Below are 13,312 nucleotides of genomic sequence, written 5' to 3' on the forward strand. Positions count from 1 at the left end.
GTGGCGCTCAATCAGGTTTGTTGCGCATCCAGTCCGCGGTCTGGAAGAAGGAATTCATCATGCGCACGCGCAGCGTGTCGTCGTAGCCCATGTCTTCCATCGCCCAGGCCATGCAGCGCAGCCACTGGTCGCGTTCCGCGCTGCCGATCGCGAACGGCAGGTGGCGCGCGCGCAGGCGCGGGTGGCCGTAGCGTTCGATGTACAGGTCGGGACCGCCCATCCAGCTGGACAGGAACATGAAGGTCTTCTCGCGCGAGCTGTCGTTGGGCACCGGGTGCATGGCGTGGATGCCGGCGAAATCGGGCTCCAGCTGCATCAGGTCATAGAAGCGGTCGACCAGCGCCCGCAAGCGCTCGCCGCCGCCCATCATTTCGTACAGAGTCTGCGCTTCGGCGGGAGTATCAGTGTGGTGTTCGGACATCCCGCAATGATAGCGCACCGTGGGGCGTCATGCCTCGCGCAAGGTTTGCAATGGCGGCTGACGCAACACCCCGCGCAGGCCCAGCCAGCCACCCACGATCGCGCACAACGCGCCGACGAACAGGCCCGCGATCCAGACGCCCGGCTCGAACACCCACGGGAACTTGAACTGGTAGGTGGCCAGGGCCCAACCCAGCGCCGCCGCGCCGCTCGCCGCCAACAGGCCCGCCAGGCCGCCCACCAGCACGAACTCGATGCGCTGCGCCTGCGCCAGCTGCTGGCGCGTGGCGCCCAGCGCCCTCAAGAGGCCCGCTTCGCGCGTGCGCTCGGATTGCGATCCCATCAACGCCGCATACAGCACCAGCACGCCGGAAGCGAGCGTGAACAGGAACAGGAACTCGACCGCCGTCACCACCTGGTCCAGCACGTCCTGCAGCTGGCGGATGATGCCCGACACGTCGATCACCGTCAGGTTCGGATGGTTGCGGGTCAGCGCATTGCCCAGGTTCGCGCCCTCGGGCGGCACATGGAAGGCCGTCATATAGGTGGTCGGCGCATCCGCCATCGCGGCCGGATTGATGATGACGAAGAAGTTGGCGCGCATCGAGCCCCATTCGAGCTTGCGCACGCTGGTGATCCTGGCGTCGACCAGCAGGCCCGCCATGTCGAAGCGCAGGCTGTCGCCCAGTTTCAAACCCAGGCGCTCCATGATGCTCTGCTCGACCGAGGCCTCGGCCACGCCGGGTGCGTCCCTGAACCACTCGCCCTGCACCACCTCGTTCGCCTGCGGCAGCACATTGGTCGTCGACAGGTTGAATTCGCGGTTGGCCAGGCGCCGCGCCTCGCCGTCCTGGAAGGTGTCGCGCGTGATCGCGTCGCCATTGATGGCCGTCAGGCGGCCACGGATCATCGGGTACAGCACGGGCTCCTTGACGCCGGCCGCGAGCAGCTGGCCTTCGACCGACTGCTTCTGCTCGGGCAGGATGTTGATCACGAAGCGGTTCGGCGCATCGGCCGGCGTGGCAAGCTGCCAGGCCGCCATCAGGTCGCCGCGCACCACGGTCAGCAGCAGCAGCGCCATCAGGCCCAGCGCCAGCGACACCACCTGCACCACGGTGGCGCCGGGACGGCGCTGCAGCGAGGTGACGGCGAAGCGCCAGCCCTGGTTCCTGAATGCGCCGCGCATCCGGCGCAGCCCCTGCAGGCCGAGCCAGGCCACCAGCGCGAAGAAGGCGAAGCCGCCCAGGAAGCCGCCGGCGGTAATGAGCGCCAGGGTCGGATCGCCCGCCTGCCACAGGAGCAGCAGGAAGAACACGCCGATGCCCAGGCCATAGGTCGCCAGCGCGGCCGGCTGCGGCGCGCCCTGCTCGCGCCGGATCACGCGGTTGTGCGGCACGTTGCGCAACTGCAGAATCGGCGGCAGCGCGAAGCCGACCAGCAGCATCATGCCGGTCGCCACGCCCTGCAGCGCGGGCAGCATCGACACCGGCGGCAGCTCGGTCTTGATCAGCGAGCCGATCATCTCGAGCAGCACGAAGTGGGCGCCGAAGCCGACCAGCACCCCGATCACGCTCCCAGCCAAGCCGATCAAGCCGAATTCGAGCAGGTACAGCACGGTGACCTGGTTCTGGGTCAGGCCCAGGCAGCGCAGCATGGCGCAGGCGTCCAGGTGGCGGCCCATGAAGCGGCGCGCCGCCATCGCCACGGCGACCGCCGCCAGCATCGCCGACAACAGTCCCACCAGCGACAGGAACAGGCCGGCGCGATCGAGCGTCGCGCGCATCTCGGGGCGGCCGTTTTCCAGCGTCTCGATGCGCACGCCCTTGATATTGTTGTCGCGGATCTGCGCGCGTATCCATTGTTCGTAGTCGCGCACCGCGGCCATGTCGTTCGCGTCTTTCGATGCGACCATCAGGCGGAAGCTCACGCGCGCGAAGTCGTCGACCAGGCCGGTGGCTTGCAGGTCTTCCAGCGCCAGCATCACGCGCGGCGCGAAGTTGGCGAACGAGGCGCCCTTATCGGGTTCGGTGGCGATCAGCTGGGCGATGCGGAACTGGCTGTTGCCCAGGGTGAGCGTGGCGCCGACCTCGGTGCGCAGCTGCGGCAGCAGGCCGGGATCGACCCAGACCGTGCCGCGCGCCGGCACCTCGCGCGTGGGCATGCCTTGCGCGCCGGCGGCGGCGACCGGATCCGTCGTGATGCTCACCTGGCCGCGCAGCGGATAGCCTTGCGACACCGCCTTGATCGACGACAGCTGGGCCAGCGAGTCGTCGCCCTCGCCGGCTTGCGCCATGCTCGGGAAGGTGACCGTGTCGGCCAGCAGCAGGCCCCGTTTCAGGGCCTCGTCGCGCCACGCCTGGCGCACCGGGTCGTCGGTATTGACCAGCAGGTCGGCGCCGAGCAGCTGGTGGGCGTCGCGGTCCATGCCCGCCCGCATGCGGTCGATAAAGAAGCCGACCGAACTCAAGGCCGCGACCGCGACGATCAGCGCCACCAGCAGGAAGCGCAGCTCACCGGCGCGCCAGTCGCGCGCCGTCATGCGAAGAGCCTGGACGAACATGGATCCGCTCCGTTATGTAAAGGTCAGACGTTGGCGAAGAAGTCGTCGACTTCAGCCAGGAAGGCGCGCTTGCGCTCCGGGTCGACGAAGGCGGCCTGGAAGCTGTTGCGCGCCAGCTGGCGCGCATGGCTTTCATCCAGCGGCAGCGCGTCGAAGGCGGCGAAATAATTCTCGTTGACGTAGCCGCCGAAATAGGCCGGATCGTCCGAGTTGACGGTCACCGCGAGATTGGCGTCGAGCAGCGTGCGCAGATTGTGCGAACCCATCACGTCGAATACGCGCAGCTTGATGTTCGACAGCGGGCACACGGTCAGGGCCATCTGCTCGCGCGCCAGGCGCTCGACCAGGGCCGGGCTTTCCAGGCTGCGCACGCCGTGGTCGATGCGCTCGACCTTGAGCACGTCGAGCGCGCTTTCGATATAGGCCGGCGGGCCCTCCTCGCCCGCATGCGCGACCAGGCGCAGGCCGAGCGCACGGGCGCGCTCGAACACGCGCGCGAATTTCTCGGGCGGGTGGCCGACCTCGGACGAATCGAGGCCGACGCCGATGAATTTGTCGCGGAACGGCAGCGATTCTTCGAGCGTGGCGAGCGCCTCGTCTTCGGACAGGTGGCGCAGGAAGCACATGATCAGGCTGGCGCTGAGGGGCGCGTCCTGGCAGGCGCGCCAGATGCCGTTGATGACGGTCTCGAACGGCACGCCGCGCGCGGTATGGGTTTGCGGATCGAAGAAGATCTCGGCATGGCGGACATTGTCGGCATGGGCGCGCGCCAGATAGGCCGCAGTCATGTCGTAGAAGTCTTGTTCCTTCAGCAGCACGCTGGCGCCGGCGTAATAAATGTCGAGGAAGGATTGGAGATCGGTGAAAGCGTAGGCCTCACGCAACGCTTCGACCGAGCTATAAGCGAGGTCAACGCCGTTTCTTTGCGCAAGCTCAAAAATCAGTTCTGGTTCGAGCGAGCCCTCGATGTGGATGTGCAGTTCTGCCTTGGGCATGTTCTGCAGCAGGTTGCGCAGGCGTTCGTCGAGCATGGTTTTCTCCAACAGGTACATCAGTAAATATTCAATTGTGCGGGTCATTCCGACCCGACCGACAAGTGTAACGCATGCAGGCTTTCCGCCTGTGCCAGGGCGAAAATGGCTGCGTTCGGCTTTATGACATGCACGATTCGCGTGCGCCGCGTGTTGAGCAGTTCGTGCACTATCGGCGCACAACGGAAGAAAATAGGGATGCCGACTGCACCCCGCTCTTTCGTTCAAACCGGCCTCGACGCCGTGTTCCGGCCCCACCTTCCCAGGGCCGCCGCGACGCCTGCAAAAACCGACTTTCGATAGCTGAATCAAGTACTTGGCACCGCTTCAACAGCTTGCACGACACTGCTTTGACTTCGGAAACTAATAGGCACATAATAAATTTCATAAACGCAAAAAAGGCGTTCTCCACCACGCAATGATTTGGCTATCCGCCGAATCGACAAGACGCAATCGCACGTGATTTCCTTTAACGGCGCCGGCCATCCCGGCGCGGCACGTGACGACCGAACAAGGAGCACGCGACAAAGATACCGGGGCCCGGGCAGCTTCGACATTGGCTGCCGTGACAGTGATTCGTTGTTGGCACATTAAAGGAACTTCAATGAGCATCTTTGAAAACTACGCGGCCCGCTATGAGCGTACCCGGGAAGAGGAATACTCCCTGGCGGAATATCTCCAACTGTGCAAGAAAGACCCGCTGACCTATGCCAGCGCGCCGGAGCGCATGCTGGCCGCGATCGGCGAGCCTACCCTGGTCGATACCCGCCTCGATCCCCGCCTGTCGCGAATCTTCGCCAACAAGGTGATCAAGATCTATCCGGCCTTCCGCGAGTTCTACGGCATGGAAGAAGTGATCGAGCAGGTGGTGTCTTATTTCCGCCATGCGGCGCAAGGACTCGAAGAGCGCAAGCAGATCCTGTATTTGCTCGGCCCGGTCGGCGGCGGCAAATCGTCGATCGCCGAGAAACTCAAAAGCCTGATGGAGCTCGTGCCCTTTTATGCGATCAAGGGCTCGCCGGTGAATGAATCGCCATTGGGCCTGTTCAGCGAAGAAGAAGACGGCACCATCCTCGAAGAGGACTACGGCATTCCGCGCCGCTACCTGCGCGCCATTCCGAGTCCGTGGGCCGTCAAGCGCCTGCACGAATACGGCGGCGACATCAACAAGTTCCGCGTGGTGAAGCGCTATCCGTCGATCCTGAAACAGGTCGCGATTTCCAAGACCGAACCGGGCGACGAAAACAACCAGGACATCTCTTCGCTGGTCGGCAAGGTCGATATCCGCAAGCTCGAGGATTTCCCGCAGGACGATCCGGACGCCTACAGCTATTCCGGCGGCTTGTGCCTGGCGAACCAGGGCCTGATGGAATTCGTCGAGATGTTCAAGGCGCCGATCAAGGTGCTGCACCCGCTGCTGACCGCCACGCAGGAGGGCAACTACAAGGGCACCGAGGGCTTCGGCGCGATTCCGTTCGACGGCATCGTGCTCGCGCACTCGAACGAATCCGAGTGGAAGACCTTCCGCAACAACCGCAACAACGAGGCTTTCCTCGACCGTATCTATATCGTGAAGGTGCCGTATTGCCTGCGCGTGTCCGACGAAATTCAAATCTACGACAAGCTGCTGCGTAATTCCTCGCTCGACAAGGCGCCGTGCGCGCCCGGCACCCTGCGCATGATGTCGCAGTTCGCCGTGCTCTCGCGCCTGAAGGATCCCGAGAATTCGAGCATCTTCTCCAAGATGCTGGTCTACGATGGCGAGAACCTGAAGGACACCGACCCCAAGGCCAAGTCGCTGCACGAATACGTCGACTATGCGGGCGTGGACGAAGGCATGAACGGCCTGTCGACCCGCTTCGCCTTCAAGATCCTGTCCAAGGTCTTCAACTTCGACAATACCGAGGTGGCGGCCAATCCGGTGCACCTGCTGTACGTGCTCGAACAGCAGATCGAGCGCGAGCAGTTCCCGCCCGAGACCGAGCAACGCTACCTCTCCTATATCAAGGAGCACCTGGCGCAGCGCTACGTCGATTTCATCGGCAAGGAGATCCAGACCGCCTACCTGGAAAGCTATTCCGAGTATGGCCAGAACATCTTCGACCGCTACGTGACCTTCGCCGACTTCTGGATCCAGGACCAGGAGTTCCGCGATCCGGATACCGGCGAAAGCTTCGACCGCGAATCGCTGAACGCTGAGCTGGAAAAGATCGAAAAGCCGGCCGGGATCTCGAATCCGAAGGATTTCCGCAACGAGATCGTCAACTTCAGCCTCAGGGCGCGCGCCACCAATGCCGGCAAGAATCCGGCCTGGACCAGCTACGAGAAGTTCCGCAGCGTGATCGAGAAGAAGATGTTCTCGAATACCGAGGAACTTTTGCCGGTAATTTCCTTCAATGCAAAAGCGAGCGCAGAGGATGCGAACAAGCATGCCGACTTTGTCGCCCGCATGGTAGAGAAAGGCTATACACCAAAGCAGGTGCGTCTGTTGTGCGAATGGTATTTGCGTGTGCGGAAATCCTCGTGACGGGGGAGGCGCCTATCCCGGAGGGTGGAAGGAAGCTCATGGCGATGCATGGCGGGCATGGGCAAGGCGCGAGGAGGCAGCATGGCGGCGCCATGCAACGACGAGCAACGCAGCACACGCCTGCCAGGCGCGCCAGGAGCGACTTCTACCCGCCGGGATAGGCTCCAAAGCGTGTTGCCGGTTCGCCGCAGGCCGCCGCCGGCAAGACTCGACGCTGCGCGTGCGCCGCACGCTCGTTCGCGCAGCGTATTAAGATAGGGGTGCCGTCGCATGCGACGGCGCCAAAGCGCCAGCGACAAGCGCTACATGTCGCCAGTTCCGCGCTTATTAAGAGCAGGAGGCCTGTTTTGACTTACCTCATCGACCGTCGCTTGCAGGGCAAGAACAAGTCAGCGGTCAACCGCGAACGTTTCCTGCGCCGCTACAAGGCGCAGATCAAGGATGCTGTCGGCCGCGCCATCAAGGGCCGCTCGATCACCGACATCGAGAACGGTGAAAAAGTCACCATTCCCGTCAAGGACGTGAACGAACCGCATTTCGGCCACGCCCATGGCGGCGTGTATGAAACCGTCAACCCCGGCAATACCGAGTATCAAAAGGGCGACCAGTTCAACCGCCCCCGCGGCGGCGCTGGCGGCGCCGGGCGCGGGCGCGCCGGCAACAGCGAACAGACCGTCGAAGACGATTTCATCTTCGAGCTGTCGCGCGAAGAATTCATGAATTACTTCTTCGAGGATCTCGAGCTGCCGAACATGGTCAAGACGCAGCTGACCCAGACCATCGAATACAAGAACCAGCGCGCCGGCTACAACGTGTCCGGCACGCCCTCGAACATCCACGTGCTGCGCTCGCTGCGTGGCGCGCTGGGCCGCCGCATCGCCGTCGGCGGTCCAGCCCGGCGCCAGCTGGCCGAGGCAGAAGAGGCGCTGCAGGCGCTGCTCGACCAGGGCGCGCCGTCCGACGACGAACAGGTGGTCGCGCTGAAGGACCGCATCCACCACCTGCACATCCGTCTTAACGCCATTCCCTTCATCGATCCGTTCGACCTGCGCTACTCCAACCGGATCAAGGTCCCCAAGCCCAGCACCCAGGCCGTGATGTTCTGCATTATGGACGTGTCCGGCTCGATGGACGAGACACGCAAGGATACGGCCAAGCGCTTCTTCATCCTGCTGTATCTCTTCCTCAAGCGGGTCTACGAGAAAATCGACGTCGTCTTCATCCGCCACCACACGGCGGCGGCCGAGGTCGACGAGAACGAGTTCTTCCATTCGCGCGAGTCGGGCGGCACCGTCGTGTCCTCGGCCCTGCACCTGCTGCAAAAAGTGATCACCGAGCGCTACGGCAGCGCCGACTGGAACGCCTACGTGGCGCAAGCCTCGGACGGCGACAACTGGGATAACGACTCGGTGCTGTGCAAGCAGATTCTTACCAGCGCGATCATGCCGCGCGTGCAGTATTACACCTATGTCGAGATCACCGATGGCCCGCCGCAGAACCTGTGGGAACAATACTGCGACGTCGCCGCCCAGCACCGCAATTTTGCGATGCAAAAGATCGTGACCCCGGCCGACATCTACCCGGTATTTCGGGAACTGTTCAAGAAGCAGGCCAAATAGCCTGAAGAACAGATGCAGTCAACAGCGAGGCGCCCCATGCCAAGAGATCCAAGCAATCCGCGCGCCCTGCCCGAACAGTCGGAGTGGACCTTCGACCTGATCGAGCAGGCGCACGAAGAAATCAAGCGGGTGGCCAGGCGCTACGGCCTGGACACCTATCCGAACCAGCTCGAAATCATCACCGCCGAGCAAATGATGGATGCCTATACCTCGGTAGGCATGCCGGTGTCCTACAACCACTGGTCGTTCGGCAAGCATTTCCTGAGCACCGAAAAGAGCTACCGCCGCGGACAGATGGGCCTGGCCTACGAGATCGTCATCAACTCGAATCCCTGCATCGCCTACCTGATGGAAGAAAACAGCCTGACGATGCAGGCGCTGGTGATCGCCCACGCCGCCTACGGCCACAATTCTTTCTTCAAGGGAAATTACCTGTTCCGCAGCTGGACCGATGCCGACGCCATCGTCGACTATATGGTGTTTGCCAAGAACTATATCGCCGAATGCGAGCAGCGCTACGGCATCGATGCGGTCGAAGAGCTTCTCGATTCCTGCCATGCGCTGCAGAACTACGGCGTCGACCGCTATAAGCGGCCGGCCAAGCTGTCGGTGGCGCAAGAGGCGGCGCGCACCAAGGAGCGCGAGGAATACGCCCAATCCCAGGTCAATTCGATCTGGCGCACCCTGCCCCAGCGCGAGGAACAGGTGGCCGCGGATGCACCGACCCACCGCTTCCCGCCCGAGCCCGAGGAGAACCTGCTGTATTTCATAGAGAAATACGCGCCGCTGCTCGAGCCCTGGCAGCGTGAACTGGTGCGGATCACGCGCAAGATTTCGCAGTATTTCTATCCGCAACGCCAGACCCAGGTGATGAACGAGGGCTGGGCCACCTTCTGGCACTACACGATCCTGCAAGACCTGTATAAAGAGGGGATCGTCGGCGACGGCTTCATGCTCGAGTTCCTGCAAAGCCATACCAACGTGGTCTACCAGCCGCCGGCCAATAGCCCCTATTACAGCGGGATCAATCCCTATGCCCTCGGTTTCGCGATGATGACCGACATCCGGCGCATCTGCGAAAACCCGACCGACGAAGACAGGACCTGGTTCCCCGACATCGCCGGCAGCGACTGGCTCAAGACGCTCGACTTCGCGATGCGCAACTTCAAGGACGAGAGCTTCATCGCCCAGTACCTGTCGCCCAAGCTGATCCGCGACTTCCATTTCTTCGCCGTGCTGGACGACGACCGCAGCGACAAGCTGACCATCTCGGCCATCCACGACGAGGCCGGCTACCGCTACGTGCGCCACAAGCTGGCCGAGCAGTACAACCTGGGCAGCCGCGAGCCGAACATCCAGGTCTGGCAAGTCAATACACGCGACGACCGCGCCCTGACCCTGCGCCACACGCAATACAACCGCCGCCCGCTCAACGGCCAGGCGCAAGAAGTCCTCAAGCACGTGGCCCGGCTATGGGGCTTCGACGTGCGCCTGGAGACGGCCGATCCGGCCGGGCACGTGGTCAGCTTCCTCGAGTGCCGGCGCGAGAAGCGCGGGCGCTAGCCTCCCGAACGCCTTATGCGTGGTGGGTCGCTGCCGGTTTTTGCGGCGGCGCGCCCACACCTTCAAACCACGGACGCATACCGGGTAGGGTTGGCGGCTGCGCCAACGACACAGTGACCGTTATCGGTGCCGATCTCGCGCCGAATGATTTAGCAGCAAACCATCACCGCGTCGGCGGCTAGCCGCCAACCCTACGACCCTCAAGCAACGCGCCTTGCTTATGCACGTTCAATTAGGCTCATCTGCTATCGCCAACATACAGATTTCATGGTATGTTCCCGACATCACATGTTAGCGCTGTCACAACCAAGACATGGCAATTTGTCGGTGAAGGACCTAGCACTAACTAAGTAATATAGTTTGTCTCGCAGGGTGTGGGGGCGCGCAGCTTTCATTCCTGTCAATCCGAAGTCGTTGAATGGCGTACGGTTGAGGCAGCTCAAACGCAATAATGGGTATCGCTTTTATCTATACCGTATGTACACTCGGACGGCTTCCAGGGCAATCCAGCGAAACCGGGTACTGATGAGAATAAGACTATTGTTTGCAGAAAGACCATTGTGGAGTCATATGAAATTTGCCAGTCCGCTGATTTAACGTCAGAAATTTGGCAAATATCGAATCTGCACTGATCTTCCACGCGATGAGGAGAATCGATACATAAAACTACACATTTTCCGGCCTTCCGGACCCCTGAAAACGACCTCGCCAGGCTTGTATAGATGAGCTTGTTTGCCTGCATTTACAGGTAGTTAGCGCACCTTTCGGTGCTGTAAAAATGTATGTGCAAAAAAGAATTCGTAGGTATAATTCTTCGATGTCCCGGATGCGGCTCTAGCCTTTTGTCGTGTTTAGTGGGTTTGGTAGCAACAAAAAAGAGTTGGTATTGGAGAAATATGGCATGAATTTTTCGAATGAGAAGCAACCCGGGAAAAATTTCACAGGCTTCATCGTAGTCGTCATCCTTCACATCATCGTGGGATGGGCGCTGGTGGCGGGCCTGGGTACCCGGATCGTCAGCACGGTGACCGAAGCTGTGGAAACCAAGCTGATTGAAGAGACCGCACCACCGCCGCCGCCGGAAACTCCGCCGCCGCCGCCGCCGCCAGAAATGAAAGCGCCGCCGCCGCCGTTCATCCCGCCGGTCGAAGTGCAGGTGCAGCAACCGCCTCCACCGCAAAACACGATCGCTACCGCGACCAACACGCCGCCGCCAACCACCCAGCTGGCTCCGCCGGCACCGCCAGCTCCTCCGGCTCCGCCGGCGCCGCCGGCACGTGGCCCGAGCCGCACCGAGGCAGTCGCTGACTTTAATACTTGCGCACGTCCGGAATATCCGCGTTCGTCGCAACGCAATGAAGAAACCGGTACCACGACCCTGCAGTTCCTGATCGGTGTCGATGGTCGTGTGATGGAAGCCAAGCTGGCGAAGTCGAGTGGCTTCCGTGACTTGGACCGGGCCGCGCAATCGGCTCTGAGCAAATGCCGATTCAAGCCCGCCATGATCGATGGCAAGCCGGAACAGGCGTGGACAGCGGTGCAGTACGTCTGGACGCTGGAATAAAACCGAGGCAGAACACCGTCTCAAACTTTGATTGTCGTTGTCATTAGTTCAGCGAACTGTCTATTTAATATCTTTGGAGGAAGCATGTTTAAGAATACCCGTTTGTCCGCTTTCCTGGCGGCTGTCCTGTTGTCGGTAACCGCAGCATCGGCTCTGGTCTCGGCCCCTGCCTTCGCTCAAGAAACCCCGGCAACCGACGCAGCTGCGCCGGCGGCGACCGACGCTGCAGCACCAGCTGTTGACCCAGCTGCTGCTCCTGCAGACGCTGCTGCCGCTCCTGCAGACGCTGGCGCGCCAGCCGCTGCTCCAGGTGGCGAGCAAACCGAAGAAGTCTACAACCCATACGGCCTGCAAGCGATGTGGGAACACGGCGACTTCGTCAACAAGGGCACCCTGATCATCCTGTCGCTGATGTCGATCGGTTCGTGGTACATCATCATCACCAAGCTGATCGATCAGCAGAAGATCATGAAGCAGTCGAAAGACATGCAAGCCAAGTTCTGGAAAGCACCGTCGATCGCTGCTGGTTCGGCTCAGCTGAAAGAAGGTTCGCCATTCCGCTTCATCGCTGAAACCGGCACCAAGGCAACCCAGCACCACGACGGCGCCCTGCTCGAGCAGATCGACCTGTCGACCTGGGTCACCATGCAGATCCAGCGCGCAGTGGACCGCGTCCAGTCGCGTCTGCAAGACGGCCTGTCGTTCCTGGCAACCGTCGGTTCGACCTCGCCGTTCATCGGTCTGTTCGGTACCGTCTGGGGCATCTACAACGCACTGACCGCCATCGGCATGTCGGGTAACGCATCGATCGACAAGGTCGCAGGTCCAGTCGGTGAAGCACTGATCATGACCGCCTTCGGTCTGTTCGTTGCAGTTCCTGCCGTTCTGGGTTACAACTGGCTGGTGCGTCGTAACAAGACCGTCCTGGAAGACATCCGTTCGTTCTCGGCTGACGTTCACTCGGTCCTGATCTCGGGCGCAATGTCGACCTCGAACGCAGCTGCCGCAGCTAAAAAGATTGGATAAACTATGTCGATGAGTGTCGGTTCCGACGGAGGCGAAGATGCACTGAACTCAGAGATCAACACGACGCCACTCGTTGACATCATGTTGGTTCTTCTGATCATCTTCCTGATCACTAGCCCGGTGGTGCTGAATCTGCAGAAAGTGACCCTGCCTGCAGAAGAGAACCAGGTCACCCTGACCAAGCCGGAAGATGTGAATATCACCGTCAATAAAGACGGCGAGATGTACTACAACCAGACTCACCTCGCGAATACGGACGAGCTGTTCAAGTTCCTCGCGGAGCAGTCGGTGAAGGTGCCGCAACCGGCGGTGAAAGTTCGTGGCGACCAGGAAACCCGCTACGAAGCGATCGGCCGAGTCATTTACACGGCACAACGTGCTGGTGTGCAGAAGGTTGGCTTCGTTATCGAGCCACCGGGCTGATAGCCCAGCATGCGGCGCCTGGCTTTCGAGCCGGGCGCCGTAACCTTCTCCCCAACATTAGATAAGGACACACCCATGAGTATGAACGTAGGTGGAGGCGGCTCCGCAGCAGCAGCCGATCCGGAACCGATGATGGAAATGAACATGACGCCGCTGATCGACGTCTTGCTCGTTCTCATCATCATGCTGATTATCACGATTCCGAAGCAAAACCACTCCGTCAATCTGAACATGCCAGTTGGTAACCCGCCGCAAAGCGATATCAAACCGGTGGTGATCACGATCGACGTGGACTTCGACGGCACCATCCTCTGGGATGGCGAAGTGATCCCGGATCGCTCGACGCTCGAAGCCAAGATGAACGCCGTTGCAGCCATGGCCGACCAGCCTGAAGTGCACCTGCGTCCGAATAAGCTGGTAGAGTACAAGGTAGTTGCCGGTGTCATGGCATCCGCCCAGCGTATCGGCGTCACCAAAATCGGCATGGTCGGTAACGAGCAGTTCCAGTAATCGTTCCATGTTAGACCAACACGGCAGGGCTATCCCTGCCGTGTCCATTTTGAAATAAGGATTTTTCAG

10 protein-coding genes are annotated in these 13,312 nt (G+C 61.2%); 7 read left to right on the plus strand and 3 right to left on the minus strand.

Features of this window, described 5'->3' with window-relative positions; all coding sequences use genetic code 11:
• Positions 1 to 7: 7 nt before the first annotated feature.
• The 3 genes from J3U95_RS13765 to J3U95_RS13775 are packed head-to-tail and all read right to left on the minus strand — an operon-like array spanning position 8 to position 4,011.
• Entirely contained in the window at positions 8 to 421 is a 414-nt protein-coding gene (locus tag J3U95_RS13765; protein ID WP_208279144.1) for a group II truncated hemoglobin, read from the minus strand.
• A gap of 27 nt (positions 422 to 448) precedes the next feature.
• Positions 449 to 2,980: an ABC transporter permease gene (locus tag J3U95_RS13770; protein WP_208279145.1), complete on the minus strand. Its 2,532-nt coding sequence runs from the start codon at positions 2,978 to 2,980 to the stop codon at positions 449 to 451.
• A 23-nt stretch (positions 2,981 to 3,003) separates the two neighbouring features.
• Positions 3,004 to 4,011 (minus strand): adenosine deaminase, encoded by a 1,008-nt coding sequence (locus J3U95_RS13775; RefSeq protein WP_208279146.1) that lies wholly within the window; start codon positions 4,009 to 4,011, stop codon positions 3,004 to 3,006.
• A 604-nt stretch (positions 4,012 to 4,615) separates the two neighbouring features.
• On the opposite strand from J3U95_RS13775, the gene J3U95_RS13780 reads away from it, so the two are divergent.
• The 7 genes from J3U95_RS13780 (at position 4,616) to J3U95_RS13810 (ending at position 13,243) form a co-directional block, all read left to right on the plus strand.
• Positions 4,616 to 6,538 (plus strand): PrkA family serine protein kinase, encoded by a 1,923-nt coding sequence (locus J3U95_RS13780; protein ID WP_208279147.1) that lies wholly within the window; start codon positions 4,616 to 4,618, stop codon positions 6,536 to 6,538.
• A gap of 347 nt (positions 6,539 to 6,885) precedes the next feature.
• A complete protein-coding gene (locus J3U95_RS13785) occupies positions 6,886 to 8,157 on the plus strand; it encodes a YeaH/YhbH family protein (protein ID WP_208279148.1) in 1,272 nt (423 codons plus the stop codon).
• Between the two features lie 36 nt (positions 8,158 to 8,193).
• Positions 8,194 to 9,720 carry a SpoVR family protein gene (locus J3U95_RS13790; protein WP_208279149.1) on the plus strand — a complete coding sequence of 509 codons (1,527 nt, stop codon included), beginning with the start codon at positions 8,194 to 8,196 and terminating at the stop codon, positions 9,718 to 9,720.
• A gap of 901 nt (positions 9,721 to 10,621) precedes the next feature.
• Positions 10,622 to 11,284, plus strand: a complete 663-nt coding sequence (locus J3U95_RS13795) for an energy transducer TonB (RefSeq protein ID WP_005665793.1) — start codon at positions 10,622 to 10,624, stop codon at positions 11,282 to 11,284.
• An 84-nt stretch (positions 11,285 to 11,368) separates the two neighbouring features.
• Entirely contained in the window at positions 11,369 to 12,310 is a 942-nt protein-coding gene (locus tag J3U95_RS13800; protein ID WP_205289006.1) for a MotA/TolQ/ExbB proton channel family protein, read from the plus strand.
• A 3-nt stretch (positions 12,311 to 12,313) separates the two neighbouring features.
• On the plus strand, positions 12,314 to 12,733 hold the full coding sequence (locus J3U95_RS13805) for an ExbD/TolR family protein (RefSeq protein ID WP_208279150.1): 420 nt from the start codon (positions 12,314 to 12,316) through the stop codon (positions 12,731 to 12,733).
• A 75-nt stretch (positions 12,734 to 12,808) separates the two neighbouring features.
• Complete coding sequence (locus J3U95_RS13810) at positions 12,809 to 13,243, plus strand: ExbD/TolR family protein (RefSeq protein WP_205289005.1); 435 nt, start codon at positions 12,809 to 12,811, stop codon at positions 13,241 to 13,243.
• Positions 13,244 to 13,312 lie beyond the last annotated feature (69 nt).

The organism is Massilia oculi (assembly GCF_017582745.1).
Lineage (GTDB): Bacteria > Pseudomonadota > Gammaproteobacteria > Burkholderiales > Burkholderiaceae_D > Telluria > Telluria oculi_A.